General features: G+C 45.5%; 12 protein-coding genes and 1 pseudogene. 7 read left to right on the top strand and 6 right to left on the bottom strand.

The window, feature by feature from the left end; translation table 11 throughout:
• Positions 1 to 51 precede the first annotated feature (51 nt).
• The gene (locus ACTL4S_RS06320; RefSeq protein WP_441298963.1) at positions 52 to 1,233 is read left to right on the top strand and encodes an acyl-CoA dehydrogenase family protein; all 1,182 of its coding nucleotides are present in this window, start codon (positions 52 to 54) and stop codon (positions 1,231 to 1,233) included.
• 61 nt (positions 1,234 to 1,294) lie between these two features.
• Here ACTL4S_RS06320 and ACTL4S_RS06315 read toward each other — a convergent pair whose 3' ends face one another.
• The 3 genes from ACTL4S_RS06315 to msuE form a co-directional block, all read right to left on the bottom strand.
• Complete coding sequence (locus ACTL4S_RS06315) at positions 1,295 to 2,704, bottom strand: cryptochrome/photolyase family protein (protein WP_441298962.1); 1,410 nt, start codon at positions 2,702 to 2,704, stop codon at positions 1,295 to 1,297.
• Positions 2,705 to 2,850: 146 nt separating this feature from the next.
• Positions 2,851 to 3,963, bottom strand: coding sequence for a dimethylsulfone monooxygenase SfnG (sfnG, locus tag ACTL4S_RS06310; protein ID WP_441298961.1), 1,113 nt, complete (start codon positions 3,961 to 3,963; stop codon positions 2,851 to 2,853).
• Between the two features lie 26 nt (positions 3,964 to 3,989).
• The gene (msuE, locus tag ACTL4S_RS06305) at positions 3,990 to 4,724 is read right to left on the bottom strand and encodes an FMN reductase (protein ID WP_195725288.1); all 735 of its coding nucleotides are present in this window, start codon (positions 4,722 to 4,724) and stop codon (positions 3,990 to 3,992) included.
• A gap of 375 nt (positions 4,725 to 5,099) precedes the next feature.
• On the opposite strand from msuE, the gene ACTL4S_RS06300 reads away from it, so the two are divergent.
• Positions 5,100 to 5,750: a response regulator gene (locus ACTL4S_RS06300; RefSeq protein WP_004281370.1), complete on the top strand. Its 651-nt coding sequence runs from the start codon at positions 5,100 to 5,102 to the stop codon at positions 5,748 to 5,750.
• Positions 5,751 to 5,839: 89 nt separating this feature from the next.
• Here ACTL4S_RS06300 and ACTL4S_RS06295 read toward each other — a convergent pair whose 3' ends face one another.
• Together ACTL4S_RS06295 and ACTL4S_RS06290 are read right to left on the bottom strand one after the other, a co-directional pair.
• Entirely contained in the window at positions 5,840 to 6,601 is a 762-nt protein-coding gene (locus ACTL4S_RS06295; RefSeq protein ID WP_441298960.1) for a hypothetical protein, read from the bottom strand.
• Positions 6,602 to 7,011: 410 nt separating this feature from the next.
• Positions 7,012 to 10,503, bottom strand: coding sequence for a hybrid sensor histidine kinase/response regulator (locus ACTL4S_RS06290; RefSeq protein WP_253147819.1), 3,492 nt, complete (start codon positions 10,501 to 10,503; stop codon positions 7,012 to 7,014).
• A gap of 182 nt (positions 10,504 to 10,685) precedes the next feature.
• On the opposite strand from ACTL4S_RS06290, the gene ACTL4S_RS06285 reads away from it, so the two are divergent.
• From ACTL4S_RS06285 to ACTL4S_RS06270, 4 genes are all read left to right on the top strand, one after another.
• The gene (locus ACTL4S_RS06285) at positions 10,686 to 11,018 is read left to right on the top strand and encodes a DUF485 domain-containing protein (RefSeq protein WP_004281374.1); all 333 of its coding nucleotides are present in this window, start codon (positions 10,686 to 10,688) and stop codon (positions 11,016 to 11,018) included.
• Position 11,019: 1 nt separating this feature from the next.
• Positions 11,020 to 12,726, top strand: coding sequence for a cation acetate symporter (locus tag ACTL4S_RS06280; RefSeq protein WP_004729195.1), 1,707 nt, complete (start codon positions 11,020 to 11,022; stop codon positions 12,724 to 12,726).
• A 244-nt stretch (positions 12,727 to 12,970) separates the two neighbouring features.
• Positions 12,971 to 13,687, top strand: a complete 717-nt coding sequence (locus ACTL4S_RS06275) for an ion channel (RefSeq protein ID WP_224217007.1) — start codon at positions 12,971 to 12,973, stop codon at positions 13,685 to 13,687.
• A gap of 172 nt (positions 13,688 to 13,859) precedes the next feature.
• Positions 13,860 to 15,830 carry a glycine betaine transporter gene (locus tag ACTL4S_RS06270; protein WP_441298959.1) on the top strand — a complete coding sequence of 657 codons (1,971 nt, stop codon included), beginning with the start codon at positions 13,860 to 13,862 and terminating at the stop codon, positions 15,828 to 15,830.
• 68 nt (positions 15,831 to 15,898) lie between these two features.
• Here ACTL4S_RS06270 and omp33-36 read toward each other — a convergent pair whose 3' ends face one another.
• The gene (gene omp33-36 / locus ACTL4S_RS06265) at positions 15,899 to 16,792 is read right to left on the bottom strand and encodes a porin Omp33-36 (RefSeq protein WP_005105368.1); all 894 of its coding nucleotides are present in this window, start codon (positions 16,790 to 16,792) and stop codon (positions 15,899 to 15,901) included.
• Positions 16,793 to 17,925: 1,133 nt separating this feature from the next.
• On the opposite strand from omp33-36, the pseudogene ACTL4S_RS06260 reads away from it, so the two are divergent.
• Positions 17,926 to 19,218: pseudogene (locus ACTL4S_RS06260) on the top strand (GGDEF domain-containing protein); the annotation flags it as partial.
• Between the last annotated feature and the right edge of the window lie 108 nt (positions 19,219 to 19,326).

Here is a 19,326-nt window from a genome sequence, read left to right as displayed (position 1 = left end):
CAGGCTGCAATCTGCTAAGCTCAAGCCATGCTGAATATAGGTCCAAAAACAATGAATATACGACAATCATATCTCGATCAGTTGCCCTTAGAGATTGCCCGGCAACTGGCTGAAACTTTCGCCCAGACTGCAGCAGAACGGGATAAACAGGGGGGGAATCCCAAAGCCGAACGTGACCTGATTCGCCAGAGTAGCTTGCTTGGCCTGTCTATTCCGAAGCACTATGGTGGTCAGGGTGCCGACTGGCAGACCATTTTTAGCACCATTCAGACCATTGCCCAAGTCGACAGTTCATTGGCGCATGTCTATGGCTTTCATCATTTGCTGATTGCGACCGTGCAATTATTTTCCCAATCGGAACAATATGGCCCGTGGTTTGAACAGACTGCCCAAAATAATCTATTCTGGGGTAATACTCTAAATCCGCTGGACCATCGCACCACAGTTACAAAAGTTTCAGAAAACGAATATATTTTCCATGGTGATAAAAGCTTCTGCTCAGGTTCGATTGATTCGGATATGTTGCTGTGTTCAGGTTATGACGAAGTAGGAAAATTACTGATAGGAGTGATTCCTACCTGGCGAGAGGGCGTGAGCTTTCTGGGCGACTGGAACAATATGGGCCAACGCCAGACCGACAGTGGTACCAGCCATTTTGAGCAGGTCAAAATTCATGAAGATGAATTGCTGTTAAATCCCGGTCCACTGAGTACGCCATATTCCAGTCTACGGCCTTTGATTGCCCAGCTGATTTTTGTGCATCTGTTTTTGGGCGTGGCAGAAGGGGCATTTGACGTCGCCAAGCAGACCGTACAAACCCAAAAAGCCTGGTCCAAATCACTGGCAGACGATGCAGTGAATGATCCTTTTATCCAGAAGCATTTTGCCGAGTTTTATGTACAACTGGAAAGTGTACGCTTACTGGCAGATAAAGCGGTTCAGACTTTACAGGCAGCCTGGGAGCTTGGGAATGATTTAACAGCTGAGCAGCGCGGTGAAGTCTCAGTTGCCATTGCCACAGCCAAAATTGCCGCAACCAATACCTCTCTCTATATTACCCAGAATATTTTCCAGGTGATGGGTGCGCGGGCCACCACGGCCAAGCTCAATCTTGACCGTTTCTGGCGCAATGTCCGCACCCAGACCTTGCATGACCCGATCGATTATAAATATCAGGAAGTGGGGGAATGGGTGCTGACTGGAAAAGTGCCTGATCCGAGTTTTTATTCCTGATCTAAAAATAAAACAGCCTCTTTATCGGAGGCTGTTTTATTCGGGATGAAAAAGTTTGGTTTTAAATTTGCTTAAACGCTTCAATCGCTCTTACACGAGAGGCTTTTAAATCCACAATCGGTTTTGGATAATCCAGTGCAAGATCCGGATTTTTAGCATAGGGTTCATGAATAGATTTAGCATTCAGATGTGTCAGTTCTGGCACCCATTGACGGATGTAATCCCCATTCGGGTCAAACTTCTGTGACTGGCTGACCGGGTTAAAAATCCGGAAATAAGGTACGGCATCCATGCCGGTCGAGGCACACCATTGCCAACCGCCATTGTTCGCTGCCAAATCGCCATCAATCAGATGCTGCATGAACCAGCTTTCTCCCAGACGCCAGTCAATCAGCAGGTTTTTACATAGAAACATCGCAGTAATCATGCGCACCCGGTTATGCATCCAGCCAGTGGCCCGCATTTGCCGCATGCCGGCATCGACAATTGGAATCCCGGTTTGTCCTTGTTGCCAGGCAGCCAAATTATCCGGTGCATTGCGCCACTGGATGTTATCGGTATTTTCCTTAAAAGGCCGATGCCTGGATACACGGGGAAAATCAAACAGGGTATGCAGATAAAACTCGCGCCAGAGCAGTTCATCCAGCCAGGTCTGCTGACCGATATCATCAATCTGGAAATAACTGTCCTTAAACAGGGTCTGCATACATTGACGGATCGAGAGAATACCGATATTCAGATATGGTGACAGGCGGCTGGTACCATCGACTGCAGGTAGCTCTCGCTCGGTTTTATAGTGAGCTATTTTATCCTCGATAAAATCATCGAGCAGCTCTAAGGCAGTATGATCCTGCGCAGGCCAGAGCTGGGCAGCATGATCGACTTCATAATTAGCCGCAAATTTTTGCAGATCAAAGCTGGTCAACTGGTCTGGTAATTCAACCGGATCTTGAGGCTGAATGGCAGGATAGCAGCCCGGTATATCCTGAATCAGTCGCTCATAGCATTTTTTCTTGAATGCGTTATAGACCTGATAGGGCTGATTGGACTGATTGCGGATACTGGTCAGTGGAAACAGGCTACGATCATGATACAGCTCGACCCGGATCTGCTGCTGTTCTAGCATCTGCTGTGCCTTTGCATCACGTTGCAGTTCATTCACGCCCACTTCAATATTGGCATGTAGCGTATCAATCTGCAGTTTTTGGCACAGGCTTCGCATTTCGGCAGGCAGGTCTTGCCATAAGGGAATATTTAAAATGATTAATGGAATATTCAGCTGCGCTAACTGCTGCTTTAAAACGTCGAGGCGGCGCAGATAAAAATCGATTTTAATCCGGGCATCCTGATGCAGCTTCCATTGTTCGGGAGAGAGCACCACCAGTGCTATACAGCTGCCTTGCTGGGTGGCATGCCAGAGCGCGGCATGATCATGAATGCGGAGGTCTTGACGAAACCAGATCAGTTGCATTGTTAAAATTCTTGGAAAGTCGTTAGTGCAGAATTTTAAGGAATTGATGGTTTTAAACCTAGCCAGACAACAATTTTATCACATAAAAAAATCCCCCAAGCCGAGCCTTGAGGGAGGGAGTGAATCTGCTGAGTTTATTGGAATGATTATACGGGCTCAGCTTCTTCTTGCTGCACAGGCGTTGCCTGTTGTGCTTCAAGCTCACGAACCAAAGGCAATACCTTCTGGCCAAAATATTCGACTTCTTCAATAAAGTTCAAGAAACCTGACAGAATCAAATCTACGCCCACTTTTTTCAGTTCGATAATCCGTTCAGCAATCTGCTGCGGTGTCCCGATCAGATTGGTGCGGAACCCGTCATTGTATTGCACCAGATCTTCAAAGGTGGATTGGGCCCAGTTGCCTTCGCCTTCCTGACTTGCTGCGCCAGCTTCACGGGTGGCTTCACCAAAAGATTTCACCGCCTGCACATTGGCCTTGCTAATAATTTCCTGCAATACGGCCTGGGCTTCTTCTTCGCTATCCCGTGCAATCACAAAGGCATTTACACCAATTTTCACCGAGTGGTTGTTGGCCTTGGCTTTTTCACGAATATCATCGATCTGTTTTTTCAGTTCTTCCGGGGTATTGCCATTGGTAAAGTACCAGTCAGATACACGGGATGCCATATCACGTGCTGCCCGGGAACTGCCGCCCTGAAAGATTTCAATATGCGGTTTTTGTAACGGTTTAGGGCTTAAGGTATAGTCTTTGAATTGATAATATTTACCGTCAAAATTAAAGTTGTTCTGGATCCAGACCCCTTTCAGGCTACGGATAAACTCTTCCGAACGGGCATAACGCTCGTCATGTTCCGGCCATTCTTCACCAATCGCATCAAACTCACCACGGAACCAGCCACTGACCACATTGATCGCGATCCGGCCATTGCTCAGATGGTCAATCGTCGCCAGTTGTTTGGCAGCCAGTGCTGGCTTCCATGGGCCCGGCAGAATCGCGGCAATGACTTTCAGGCGTTCTGTTTTGGCCAGAATGCCATGACTGAAGCTGACCGATTCATGCTGGTTTTCTGCATTATAGCCGGCGGTAAAACGGATCTGGGTCAGAGCATAGTCAAAGCCTGCCTGTTCAGCCGTTTGTGCCAGACGCACGTTATAGTCATAGCTCCAGTCGGTACGTTGTTCGATGTTACTGACCACCAAGCCGCCACTGACATTCGGTACCCAATAGGCAAATACGATATTTTTATCATTCGACATATTCATCACCCTTTGCAATGCTGTGTTCAAGCCACTTGAGTCTTTGGTGCTTTCTTACTGTGCAAGCGCGATTCTGCGGCATCCAGACTTGGTACGGCTGCTGAAGGCAATACTTCTTCTTGTTCGATCTGCTTGTTAATGCCCAGATTTTGACTGGCTTGAATGGTTTTTTCTTTAACGACTTCAGCACGTTGTCCCTTGGCCGGTGCCCATTCAAGAATCGGCAAGGCACGTGCCACGGCTAAGGTAATCCGGTCGCGAAGCAGTTCACTGTAAATGGTATATTCAGGGGTGAAATCGCGGTCAGTGGCATAGACGCCAATCGGTAAAGTCTGTGCCTGAAAGAAGCTGAATAAGGGACGCAGTTGATGTTCAAGCACCAGCGCATGACGGTCACTGCCCCCAGAAGCCGCCAGTAATACCGGGACATCGACCAGCGCCGTTTGCTCGACAAAGTCAAAGAAATGCTTGAACAGGCCGGTAAATGAAGCGCGGTATACAGGAGTGCCAACAATCAGCGCATCTGCGGCTTCTACTGCTGCCAGGTCATCCTGAACGCGTTGCGGCAACTGATTGCGGTAAATCGCGCCGCCCAAGAGCGAACCAATTTCGCTAAATTTAATGAAATGCACATTGATTGGTGTCGCTTCCCCAAGCTCATCCAGAATCGCCTGAACCAAGGCTTCAGTTTTTGAAGGATGATTTAAACCGCCAGATACGGCCACAATATTTAAGGGTTTTTGCGCATTAAAATTAGACATATTTAGAACCTGAAAAATAGGGATAATCTCGGAATGACCCTATTAATCCCGATTCAGCGAAGGGCTGTAAAATAACGAAAAGCTGAAAAGTTATCTGATTTTGCGATATACGACAAAGGCCTGATTTTTAAGGAAGGTTTTGTGGTTAAGTGAATGATATTTATATTTATATTGAATAAAGATAAGCTTTTTCAGGGAGGAATAAGTGATATATAAAAAAGTGATGAGAATTAAACAATTATTGCAATAGTGCAAAAATGGGCAATTTTGAAGAAAAACTGCATATTATTTTAAAAATTGTAGTGTCTTGCATATCCTTAACCGGGTTGTGTGGTTAGAATAGGGACTACCGTGCCAAGATCTCTCACGTTGCCTATGAATATTTTAATCGTTGATGATCATCCACTATTTCGTCATGCCTTGATTCAAGCTGTACGTTATAGCCTGCCACAAGCCCAGATTCATGAAACTGCGGCAGTCAATGAATTTTATGAACGTCTAGAAAATGGCCCTGAGCCTGATCTTGTGCTGCTGGATTTAAACCTGCCGGGCGCTTCCGGCTTTTCTGCCCTGGTGCATGTCCGCGCACAGTATCCGTCTTTACCGATTATTGTTGTGTCTGCACATGAAGAAGTCAGCATCATCCAGCGTGCGATCGCGCATGGTGCGATGGGCTATATTCCTAAATCTGCTCACCCAAGCCATATCGGTGAAGCGATTCGTGAAGTGCTGGAAGGTGAAATCTGGTTACCGCCAAATCTGCCAGCCAATATGAATTTTGATCCGCGTGCTGCCGATGAAACGGCTTTGGCAGAACGGATCCAGTCTTTGACGCCGCAACAGTTCCGGGTATTGATGATGGTGGCTGAAGGTTTATTAAACAAGCAGATTGCTTATGAACTGGATGTATCAGAAGCGACGATTAAAGCGCATGTGACTGCAATCTTCCGTAAGCTTGGCGTACAAAACCGGACACAAGCGGTATTGGCCATTAATGCACTGAATATTGAAGACCGCAAAATGTAAATTCTGCATATACGAATTGAAAAAGACCTCCTTGGAGGTCTTTTTTTATGGGCAAAATCTGCAAAATTGAGTGCAAAGGCCTGAATCAGCTAGGCGATATAATCCTGCTTGCGGGTGAAATCATCACAAAACAATGGATTTAAGGCACATTGCAATTCGTCAATCTGCTCTTCGGTGACATAACCTTTCGATTTCAGATATTCCGCCACGCGATCATCACGCAGACTCAGGAAAGTCGCATCATAAACACCGAGATCGACAAATAGTGCTGCAGTTTCCAGACTGTTAAAACGATCCAGATAAACTTCATTATCATACATCAGGAAGACATGTTCGTCGCGCGTATTCGGATCGATATGTAAACGTTGTGCCAGTTCATGTGGGCAGGTTTTGATAAATAACAGATCAGACAGCTCATCAAATTGGCTGGTGTCCAGGCAATCTTCTTCATTTTTGACTTTACCCAGCCAGGCCTTAAAGACCAGTACCGCGCCACCACGCAGCAACATGCTCCAGATCTGATGACGGGTCTTTGCCGGAAGATCCTCTGTTTCAGCTTCTAAAGACTGAATCAGCTTGTCTTCCTGTTCAGCAATCTTTTCAAATAGACCCAGACCTTGCGGCTTGTAGGCATAAGGTTCAAAGACATCAAAATGTAATTCATCAAAGACTTGCAGTGCCAGAGGGACTGCACTCTGATACAGCGTTTCCAGTGCCTGATACTGGGCATCATTCAGCTTGCTGTATTTAAAGATCTGTGCCCAGTCAATGCTTGGCAATAAGGCATTGGCGCCATATTGACGGTGAAACTGCTGGGTCTGATTCAGGCCATGGTTTTGATCTATGTTCATGTGAAGAACTCCGATATGCAGAAATAGATCAGCGACCAAAAAATTAAGGCTGCATGAGATGGGAACTGATCGTTTCTTATTCCTCTATTTTTAGAGCCAAGTGCAAGGGATAAAAAATACGACTAAAGTTATAGTAGTGGAAAATTACTCTTTAATTTTTATTAAAAACAATAAGATAACTAATTGTAACTAAGTGTACACATGTACATTAATACATTCGTCAGTTTTTGCCATAGTGAATTAAAAAATGAGCATTTTGGTCAATTTATTCAGCTGTATTTTCGGCATATTTGCTGCTTTTAGCACATTAGAATAAATTTTATGCAACCTAGGTAAGTTTATGTGGCAGTTGAGTATAAAAAATGCCCATTTCATGGTCTGAAATGGGCATTGATCAGATCGTAATCTACTTAGGAGTCGGAAATCTTCAGTCCGGATAACCATGAACGCAATGATGCCGGTTTTAGCGGTTTTTTCAGCAGAACAATGTTCAGCTCTTTCAGACGTTGCGGCAATTCTGGATCGGAATCGGCGGTAATCAGGGCGACCGGAATATCCTTCGAACGGTGTTCCAGAATGAAATCCAGACCGATCTTGTCCTGATTCAGATGTTGATCCACCAGCCAGACCTGAATATTTTCCTGCTGAATCAGCATGGCTGCTTGCTCAGGTTCGGTGGCTTTAAATACCTGATAGCCCCATTTGGTCAATAAGGTCGACATGCCTTCCAGAATGGTTTCATCATTATCCAGACACAGAATCTTAAAGGCCTTGCTCTTTAAAGGTACGGCCTGAACCGGTGCTGCGACAACTTTTGGTGCTTGGATCACAGGCACTTCAATCATAAAGCAGGAACCTTTACCCAGCGCAGAAGACACATGTACCGGATAGTCCAGCATGCTGGTCATGCGTTGTACGATCGCCAAACCTAGGCCCAGACCCTGTTCACCCCAAGGCGAGGTGTGGCCGCAACGTTCAAATTCCTGAAACAGCTTGATGCGCTGTTCTTCGGCAATGCCGGGTCCGGTATCCCAGACACCAATGCGGATATGATTCGGTCTGCTACTCGAACGTAACACACCCACCACCACTTTACCTTTGGCGGTATAACGCAGGGCATTGCTGACAAAGTTCTGGATAATCCGGCGAATCCATTGCGGATCGGTATCAATCCAGAACTGTGCATCATGCACACTGAACTTGATAACACGCTGTGCAGCGATGGATTTGAACTGGAGTTCCAGATCGCTGAGCAGGTCATGCAGCGGATAAGCCTGACGTTTCGGCTGAATGGTCCCGCCTTCCAGTCGGGCAATATCCAGCAGGGCAGACAGCATGCTTTCTGCACCATGCAGGGCACGATCCAGTTGCTGCAAGGTCTTGCGGTCTTCGTCATTTTGCACGCTTTGTTCGAGGGCGGTACTGAACAGACGCGCAGCATGCATTGGTTGCAACAGGTCATGACTGGCGGCGGCAATGAAGCGGCTTTTCGACATATTGGCTTTATCCGCCTGTTCCCGCGCCAGTTGCTGCTCGGACAGGGCATCGGCCAGCTGCTGGGTACGGTCCTGAACCCGGGCTTCAAGTACGGCTTCATTTTCACGGAAAGCTGTAATGTCTGCGAAGGTCGTTACGAAACCACCGCCTTCGATCGGATTACCGCGCATCTGAATCACCCTGCCATCTTTACGAATCCGTTCAAATTCATGGGCACTGCCGACCTGCATCCAGTGAATCCGTTTCCGTACATGTTCTTCAACCGAGCCTGGGCCACATTCACCACGTTCAGCATTATAACGGATCAGGTCGGCGATCGGACAACCGACATAGACAATATCGGTCGGATAATCGAACAGTTTCAGATACTGATTGTTCCAGGCTACCAGGCACATATTTTCATCAACTACGCTGACCCCTTGGGTCATGTGATCAATCATGGTCATGATCAGGTTCTGATTGAAGCGTTGCCATTGCGAGGCCTGATCGAGAATATTGGCGACTTGACCCAATGCCAAACCATTGTTGACCATTGCCGTAGTCAGTAGGGTACGTGCCGAAGCGGCCCCGATAGTTCCGGCCAGATACTGTTCGGTGAAACGCCACCACATGCCATTGGCACTGCTGTTTTCATTCAGCTCAACACTGTTTTGGGTGCAGAACTGCTGGAAAGCGCGTGTGGTTGGGCCTTCGCCGGTAATGCGTTTAGCTAGGGTAATCAGATCACCGACTTTTAAACGGGCGACATCCTGATGCGAATAGCTGACCTCGTTAGAAGGACTCTGCGAGGGTAGTGGCTTGGTTTCATAATAGAAGAAACTTTCGGCCTGAATCTGTTCGGCAATACTTGGGCGGAAAATACGGGAAATCCAGATATACAGTAGGGTATTTAAGCCCAGTGCCCAGACTACTCCATGCGTGAGCGGATCAAAAGACTCAAAACCGATCAGGGCTTCCGGTCTTAACCAGTTCCAGCCAAAAGGACCTTGATTCAGCAGGCTTTGACTAAAGCTGCTATAGGCTTCGGGCAGGCTGCGCAAAATGGTCGGAAACAGCAGGGTATAAGCCCACAAGGCAAAACCGGTCAACAATCCGGCATATACACCCTGTTTACTGCCGCCACGCCAGTACAGGCCGCCGATCAGGGCAGGGGCGAATTGTGCCACCGCACTAAACGCCAACAGGCCAAAAACTGACAGCTGGTCAATATCATTAAAGAAGTTGAAGAACAGGAAGCCCATCAACATCACACCCAGGATACAGACCCGGCGGGTAAATTTCAGCACCAACGGCAAGCGTTTGTCATGCCGGGAAATCAGCTTTAAACGCCACAACGCCGGCATGATCAGGTCATTGCTGAGCATAATTGACAGTGCCACGGAAGACACCAGCAGCATCCCGGTAGAGGCAGAGAAACCACCCAGAAATGCCAATAAGGTCAACCAGTCCTGATTATAGCTAAGTGGTAAGGACAGGACCGCCACATCCGGAATGGCCAGATATTGCGGTGCAGCATGTAGCGCCCAGCTGGCAATTGGAATAATCGCCAAGGTAGTCAGAATCAAATAAACTGCAAACCAACGCCGCGCACCACGAATATGTTTTTCATCACGTAGCTCAACCACAGCTACATGGAACTGACGCGGCAGGCAGATAATGGCCAGTGCCGCGAGCAGGGTCTGAATCCAGAAACTTTGTGGCACGCCAAACAGTTGTACATCATGAAAAGTAGTGCTGATATCGCTACTGATCTGTGCCAGATTTTCTGGTGCTTCAAACATAAAGAAACAGGCAACTGCCAGCAGGGCGAAGAGTTTGACAAAAGACTCAAATGCCACGGCCAGCATCAGGCCGCCATGCTGTTCAGTATTGGCAATCTGCCGGGTACCAAACATCATCGCCAGTATTGCCAGAACCCCAGTCAGAAACAGTACGCCATTGGTCGTGCCGGTTACACCTGCGGAAGGTTCCAGAATGACGGCGGCACTTAAGGCAATCGCACGTAACTGCAAGGCCAGATAAGGCACAATCGCTACCACCGCCAGAATGGTCACCAGCGAGGCGAGGGGACCACTTTTACCATAGCGTGCTGCGACAAAGTCAGCGATCGAAGAAATGGCATGATGCTGTCTCACCCGTCCCAGACGACGCCAGATGTCATAGCCGACGGCAACGAAGAGCAGCGGACCCAGATAGATCGGCAGGAAAATAATGCCTTCACGTACCGCAGCACCCGTGGCGCCATAAAAGGTCCAGGAGGAACAGTAGACGCCTAAAGTTAAACTAAACAATAGCATGCGCCCACGGGTACTCAGCCGGCTGGCATGTTTTTCCCCGTAGAAAGCGCAGATAAAGAGTAATGCGATATAGAGGGCGAGTACCCCTATGATGAGCCAACTGTTCATATAGCCTGATGTGTACTGAGCATGCCGCTATGATAACGCATCGTGAACGCTACAGTTTAAATTGATCATTTTTTAACGACCAAAGTCTAAATTACAAGCACCTACGATTATTGTTAACTTGCAACAGTGATAATTCAAATTAAAAAATAGGCAGCCCAAGGTTGGGCTACAGGAGAGTAATTATGGATGAGGTACAAGTAGATCGTATTCTACAAAATCCAAAATTCAAGGAAATGGTCCGCAAGAAAAGTATGCTCAGCTGGACGTTGACCGGCATTATGCTATTTGTTTATGTGGGTTTCATGTTGCTGGTTGGTTACAACAAAGAATTTCTATTGTCTTCAATTTCAGGTGGTGTGACCACGTGGGGTATTCCACTTGGTCTAGGTATCATTGTCCTGTCGTTTATCTTGTGTGGTGTGTATTCCTACATTGCCAATAACAAACTTGATCAATTGACTGAAGAAGCAATCCGTGAAGTCGAAGCGATTGCGCATGAAAAAGGACACCACTAAGATGAAATGGAATTCTCTTATTGCCCTGGCGACCACGATAGTGGCTTCAGGCGTTGCATTCGCTGGTCCCGATCTGGGTGCAGCAGAACAGCAGGCGACCAACTGGCACGCGATTATCATGTTTGTGATTTTCGTAGGTGCTACGCTGTTTATTACCAAATGGGCAGCAAAACAAACCACCAATACCAAAGACTTCTATACTGCCGGTGGCGGTATTTCCGGTTTCCAGAATGGCCTGGCGATTGCCGGTGACTATATGTCAGCTGCATCGTTCCTGGGTATTTCCGCGATGGTGTTCCTGTCCGGTTTTGATGGCTTGCTGTATTCACTGGGTTTCATGGTGGGCTGGCCGATTGTATTGTTCCTGGTGGCAGAACGTCTGCGTAACCTGGGTAAATACAACCTGTCAGACGTAGTGTCTTTCCGCTTGCAGGAAAAACCGGTACGTACCTTGGCTGCTTTAAGTTCACTGGTTGTGGTCGCGTTCTATCTGATTGCACAGATGGTGGGTGCAGGTCAGCTGATCAAACTTCTATTCGGTCTGAACTATAACATTGCAGTCGTGATCGTTGGCTTGTTGATGATGGCCTACGTGATGTTCGGCGGTATGTTGGCAACCACTTGGGTACAGATCATCAAGGCGGTGATGTTGCTGTCTGGTGCAACCTTTATGGCATTCATGGTTATGAAAGGTGTGGGCTTCAGCTTTACCAACATGTTTGAACAGGCGATTGGTGTCTACTCAAAAGTACATGACTTGAGCCTGACAGATGCGACCAAAATCATGGGTCCGGGTAGTCTGGCATCTAATCCGATTGATGCGATTTCTTTAGGTCTGGCATTGATGTTTGGTACCGCAGGTCTGCCACATATCCTGATGCGTTTCTTCACGGTAAAAGATGCCAAAGAAGCGCGTAAATCAGTCGTAGTTGCTACAGGTTTTATTGGTTATTTCTACCTATTAACCTTCATCATTGGTTTTGGTGCGATTCTATATGTATCGAACAACCCGCAATTCCTTGATGTTGCGAAAATGGCTGTGACTGGCAAGCTGGAGCTGGTAGGTGGTAATAACATGGCGGCGGTGCACCTGTCTGATGCAGTGGGCGGCGACCTGTTCATGGGCTTCATTTCTGCAGTTGCATTTGCCACGATTCTTGCGGTCGTTGCTGGTTTGACCCTGTCAGGTGCTTCAGCAATTTCGCATGACTTGTATGCCAACGTTTTGAAGAAAGGCCAAACCACGCCTGAATCTGAACTACGTATGTCTAAAATCGCGACTTTAGGTCTTGCGATCTTCGCGATGATTCTCGGGATTCTGTTCGAGAAACAAAACGTAGCCTTCATGGTCGGTCTGGCATTCTCGGTTGCGGCATGTGCCAACTTCCCGGTACTAGTATTGTCTATGTTCTGGAAAGGTTTGACGACACGTGGTGCAGTTATTGGTGGTGTTGCCGGTCTGGTAACCGCAGTAACCTTGATTGTGCTGTCTAAAGCAGTATGGGTCGATACTTTGGGTATTTCTGATACGCCAGTGAACCCGTTCAATGGTCCTGCAATCTTCGCGATGCCATTGTCATTCTTGTGCTGCTGGTTGTTCTCTGTGACGGATAATTCGGCACAGGCTCAGGCAGAACGCAAAGCCTTTGATGCGCAGTTTGTACGCTCACAAACTGGTATTGGTATCTCAGGTGCATCGGATCACTAAGATCTGCGCTACGCTAAAAAAGCCCCGTCGGGGGCTTTTTTTATGGAGATATCATCAAGTTTTTTCTTTAGGATAAACGCCGTATTGAATTGAGCTGGCTGGATTTATGCAGTGCTATTTCAGTAATTTTCATACAAATCGAATATCTGCAAGCGGCTTTGAGCATGCTATGTTAAAAGCTGCTAACAATAACAATGTGTTCCTTACATGACATAGTAACAAGAAGGGCAACAAGAAGGGCATTATGAAGCAATCTCTGCAACAGTTCTGGAACAGCTTTACCCATCTGCCTTCGGCATGGCTGTTGTGCCTGCAATTGCTGATCTTGATCTTGTCAGTATTGAGTTATGAAAGCGTGTCTTATCGGGCGGGAACCTGGGTACTGGGTGTTCTGGTTTTACTGGTGATTGCCAGAGTCATTCGCCAGACTCCGATGTTTACCATTTTAGGACTCAGCTTTGTCGCCGGCGCAATTCTCTTTTCCTCCTTGATTGTGCTGGGACTGCGTTATACCTGGATCCATGTCACCGCCCACCTGTTTGAAGCTGGTGCTTATTTTAGTGCAGCCTATGGCCTACTGCGTTATATGTTTCATGACCGTTATCTGACCAAGGATGAACTCTTTGCCGCTGGCGCAGTATTTACCTTGCTGGCCTGGGGCTTTGCCTTCCTCTACAGTATCTGTCAGCTGCTGGTGCCGTACAGCTTTTCAGACCCCGATCTGCAAGCCTATCAACCCTGGCTGGATCTGATTTTTCTTAGTTTCAGTGTGCAATCTGCAACAGGACTGTCTGATATCATGCCGGTCAGTCCGGTCGCACGGATGCTAGCCATTATCCAGATGTTTGTCGGGGTGATGTATCTGGCGCTGATTGTATCCCGCTTAATTGCCTTGCAATATATCGCACGTCTACCGCATAAAAAGAACGTGAAAAATAGAGAAAACCCGCCTGGGCAATGAGACTCATCCTTTTATTGTATTTGTTACAGTAACTTAACGGCTTTATTTTGTGTCACATCCTAAAATAGCAGGAGATCTAGCTCCCATAGACTGAATCTGTCTGATCATTTTGACCTTACCAATAATTATTTGACGCTGTTTGTCGATCCAATTTTTAAAAAATGGAGGATGTATGCCTTCCACAAAACCATCCTGTTTTGCCAATATCAATCCAAATGTTTTTATCAGTACTGTCGCCATTATTGCGATATTTTTAGCGTTGGTCGTATTTGCACCCGATGCTTTTTCAGTTTTTACCCAGCAACTGAACCAGTGGATTACCACATCCTTTAGCTGGTTCTATGTATTGTCGGTGGCGATATTTATCATCCTTCTGGCTTATATTGCCCTGTCGGATATGGGCAAAATCAAACTGGGGCCCGAGCATAGTCAACCGAAATATAGCAGTGCCTCCTGGTTTGCGATGTTATTCACCGCAGGCATGGGGATTGGCCTGATGTTCTTTGGTGTGGCCGAACCGGTGATGCATTATGTTACGCCACCTGCCGGTGAACCGGAAACTGTACTGGCTGCACAACAATCTATGCGGGTCACCTTTTTCCACTGGGGCTTACATGCCTGGGCCATTTATACGCTGGTTGGCCTATCGCTAGCTTATTTTGCTTACCGGCATCAATTGCCTTTAAAAATTCGTTCGGCCTTATATCCGCTGATTGGTCAAAAGATCTATGGTCCGATTGGAGATGGCGTAGATACCTTTGCCACTATTGGTACGGTATTTGGTGTGGCCACCACACTGGGTTTTGGGGTGACCCAAATCAATTCAGGTTTGAACTATTTGTTTGGCATTGAACAGGCCCCTAGCACTCAGGTGATCCTGATCATTGTCGTGAGTGCCATGGCAGCGACTTCCGTATTTTTTGGATTAGATAAAGGAATTAAACGTTTATCTGAAATAAATTTGGTGCTTGCACTGCTGTTGCTGATCTTTGTCTTTGTGGCAGGTCCGAGTATTTATCTGTTACAGACGACTATTCAGAATGCCGGCCAGTATGTCTCTAATCTGTTTAGCATGACCTTTAATCTGTATGCCTATCAGCCAAGTGGCTGGATTGGCGGCTGGACCATCATGTACTGGGCCTGGTGGATTTCCTGGTCGCCATTTGTCGGGATGTTCATTGCCCGGGTCTCGGAAGGGCGCAGTATTCGTGAATTTATCGTGGGTGTATTGCTGATTCCGACCGGATTTACCCTGATCTGGATGGGTTTTATGGGCAATGCCGCGCTGTATAGCATTATGCATGAAGCCAATACCAGCTTGCTAGAAGCAGTTCAGCGTGATTCATCTGTGGCTCTATTCGAATTTTTAGCTAATCTGCCTTTTAGCTCAGTAACCAGTATCATTGCGACTTTACTAGTGATGCTGTTCTTTGTGACTTCTGCCGATTCAGGGGCATTGGTGACTGATTATCTGACAGCAAAAAGTGAAAATTCACCGACCTGGCAGCGTCTATTCTGGACCGTGCTCATGGCTTTGTTAGCCATCATTCTCTTGCTGGCGGGTGGCTTAGAAGCCTTGCAATCGGCCACGATCATGAGCGCCTTGCCATTTACCTTCATTATGCTGCTGATGTGCTGGGGATTAATCAAAGCCTTACATCTGGATGTTACCAAAATGCATGCGCTGCAAGCCGCACGGATTACCCCGCGTGCGATCCAGAATCCGCGCAGCTGGCAACAGCGATTAGGCCTGATTATGCATTATCCGCACACTCAGGAAGAGGTGCAGCAGTATATTCACAATACAGTGAATAAGGCATTTCTCAGCTTTCAAAGTGAATTGAAACGGCGCCGATTACACGTGGTGATTAGCCCGCTAGAAGACGGTATACAGCTCCGTGTTGATCATCAGGATGAAATTAATTTTATCTATCAGGTCAATGCCACTCAGACTTTAAGTCCAAGCTTTATGGCTGAACTGGAGAATGCGGGAGTAGATTCCTATCAGGCAGAAGTCTTTTTAAGAGAAGGTGGGCAGGGTTATGATGTGATGGAGTGGACGCAAGAAGATCTATTGCAGGATATCATTGATCAATATGAACGTCATTTGCACTTCTTAAGTCTGGTACGTACGCCTGAGTAAACAGAGTCATAAAACAATAAAAAAGGACGCAATATGCGTCCTTTTTTGATTCAGAATCTAATCAGAAATTAGAAACGGAATTTGGCATTTACGCCGATCGTTTGAGTATCACGAACTTGAGCAGTTTGCGCAAGATTTGCTTCGTAGTTAGCATTTACATAAGATGCGCCAACTGCAACAGCAGGAGTAATGAAGTAGTTTACGTTCGCGCCCCAAGCTTTGTCTGGAGAACCAGCAAAGCTAGATTCCATATAAGAAGCACCAACGCTTAACTGTGGGTTAAGGAAAAGAGTTGTACCTAAGTTGTAGGCAGTATCTTCACCATAAACTAAACCGCTTTCAAAACCAATTGACATGTTAGTACCGTCGATTGCACCAACGTATTTAGTACGTGCAGTGATCGCATCTGTCTTATCAGCAATTGTTGCAGATTCAAGAGCAGCTTTAGCAACACCGTTGTTAAACATGTTGAAAGCATCATAAGAAGTTTGGTCAGCAACGCTGGTATAACCCACAGCAACCAAGAAGTTAGGGATTAGTAATGCACCTAGTTCTAATGCATAACGGTCACCATTGCCGTCTACGTCGCCCGCTTTGTTATCCGCGATGGTATGGCTATAAGAAGCGCTTGCATAAGCAGGAACAACGTTAGTCGGGATATACGCTTCACCTTTTACACCGAAAGTATGGTGCACAGTGCGATCACCAAATTCTTGTCCGTCTTCGCCGTATGTATAAGCAGCAGAAACATTAGATGCTTGGTTTAAAAAAGCAGCTTCAGCTAAAGGACCTTTAGAAGCATCAACATTGTTGAAGTAGTAAGTACCTTGAACTGCACCAGTGAAGTCTTGTTCATTTGCAGTGTTGTCGATGAACTCTGATTGACCTTGAACTTCAAATTGATATGCTTGAGCACCGGTCATGGCTAATAATAAAGCAGTGGCTAAACCGAGTTTTTTCATGATATTTACCGTTTTGTTACAAGATGTGTACAACTTTTGAACATATTGTATTGTAACAATTTATTAAGTCAATCCAATTCGAAATCGCTATTTTTTTAAGCTAAATCATTGTATTAATTTTGTGTAAAATTTAAGTATTAGGCTCCGAAGCTATTTTATATAAAAACTCTTGTATAACAAAAATCTAGACTTTAAATATAGAATCGGGACTAAAGATTAAGGAGAAATTATGTTGTTATTTTAATCAATTAATACGATTAATTATAATATATTTATCTATTAAAACAATTAATAATGGGTGAGTTAATTCATAAATGTGTCAAGAAGTGCAAAATGTCTGGCGCATCAGGTCTTTGATTGGATTGCTTGATTTTAAAGCATCATCAGCTTGGATCTTAGAATAGGTGTCTGTTTTTTGAGCTAAATGGGCATGTTTTATAATCTTGACTGGAGCAATCGGCTTTACATTTTGAGGGGAATTTTACATAATATGAAAATCAAGTTAGAGTTCACACTTTTATAGTGATTTAGCCTGATTCTCCACAATTTTTTGTTTTATCGCCCAGCTTTCCCCAAGGTTGGGCTTTTTTTTATCTAGCATTTTTTATTTCAGATCATTCTGTTTGTGAAAAAACCTTCAACTCAAAACAAGATGAAGAAAAGAAATATTATAATAATTTAAGCACCAAAATAGTGCATATTAAAGAGTAAAAACATAGGTCTAAAATTCAATAACTAAAAAAAACCCCGATTTTCATAGAGAATCGGGGTTTTTTCGCCAAAATTTGCGGGTAAACTAAAATATCTGCTGAGGAATAATTTAACTCGCCCTAATGCGGTGCATTATGCACCTATTTGTTGCAGGTGTAAATAGTGCAGAAAGCAAGTTTTTATATTTTTTTAGCTGCTTAAATTCCCTTGTTTTTGTAAGAGTTTATAGGGAATTGTAGTCATGAAACCCTGCATTAACATTTTAAATAAACCAACTTAAGTATCTGAAAAATAATAGATGATAAAAATTCATTAAAAACATAAGTGAAGTAAGACTAAAGGCTTTAAGACCATCCTGTTTTATTTGTATAATAATCAATCTATTTAGCTTTGCTTGTCATATTGGGGCGTAATACAACAGCATGAATACCTTACGCTCTGAGTGGATCAGTAAACGTTTGTACTGGTCGATGTCGATTATTATTTTATGTTTACTTTGCATCTGTATTCCCTTAATTGTGAGTAGCAGTCAAAGTTATTTAAAATCCAGACAAACTTATCAACAATTGAATGCCTTACAGCAGGTCGCTGATCTGGCGAATAAAATTTCGCGTGAGCGTGCGCCTGCCAATAAAGCCATGTCCAGTTCGGTGCAGGAATTTTCCCAGCATCAGCAAGAGTTAATCAGCTATCGACAGCAGGTTGATCGGCAGCTCTCCCAGACGGCTGATGTCTTGACAGAGGTCGGTTTTAACAACCTGAATCAGCAACTTTCACAGCTTGAGAATAGTTTGAAAAAAGGGCGTGCACAGGTTGATGCCTATACCCGGATACCGCGTCAGCAACGCAGTGCGCAAGAACTTGATCAGGCAATTCTGGCCATGTTTGCTGCCTGGGAAAGTTGCCGTGAACTTTTGCGTGACGTGGCAGTGGCTTCAGATAGCTCATCGACCCCTCTGAATAACTATATTAGCCAGATTCTATTTTTATCTGATTTACGTGATCAGGCCGGTCGTGTGGCCTCGTCTATCATGGCGCATGTGACTTTTGAAGCTCCGCTTCCCACTGAAAATATTACCCGCTCTTTACAGACCCAACATCAGGTGCGTTATTTGTGGGCCTTGATTGATACCATTCAACCTGTTAAAGATAAGACTGAGGAATTCATCCGTTTACATCGGCGGGTAGAAACCGAGTTTATTCAGCAAGGCTTACCGATTGTGAGTGAGCTGATCAGTGACAGTCTGGAGCAACGTGACTACCGTTTGAGCGGAACAGAGCTGACTGAAGCGATCGTAGATAAATTTGCGACTGTGGTAGACCTGCAAACTTACCTGCTGCAATATAGCAGAGATGCCGCTATTCAAGAGATGAACAGCAATATGCAGCGTTTGATCTGGAGCGTGTTGGTATCGCTGATTTCATTGCTGACCGCGATTTCAACCATGATTTTTGCACGTAAACAGGTTTTTCTGCCGCTAATTCAGGCACGCCGCATGTTGTTGAGTTTGTCTAAAAACTCGGGTCGTCAGAAAATTGATATGCGGCTGCGTGAAGTGAATCATTCTGATTCTTTATTCGCTGCCATTCAGAAATTGCAACAGATGTTGCAAGAACGTGATGCGCTAGAGTTCCGTTTAAAGAATATTGCCCATTCCGATTCTTTGACCGGATTATCCAACCGTTTCGCGCTAGAAGAATATATTCGTTTTCTCTGTACACGACAAAAATAGATAACTCATTGAAATAATGTCACAATAATTGTTTTCTAACGACGAATACTATGACACATCTCAATGAGTTATATCTTATCTTAAACAAAT

It is taken from the genome of Acinetobacter lwoffii, from assembly GCF_052078135.1.
Lineage (GTDB): Bacteria > Pseudomonadota > Gammaproteobacteria > Pseudomonadales > Moraxellaceae > Acinetobacter > Acinetobacter lwoffii_Z.
The sequence above is the reverse complement of the archived record's forward strand: the minus strand, read 5'-3'. Positions and strand labels throughout refer to the sequence as shown.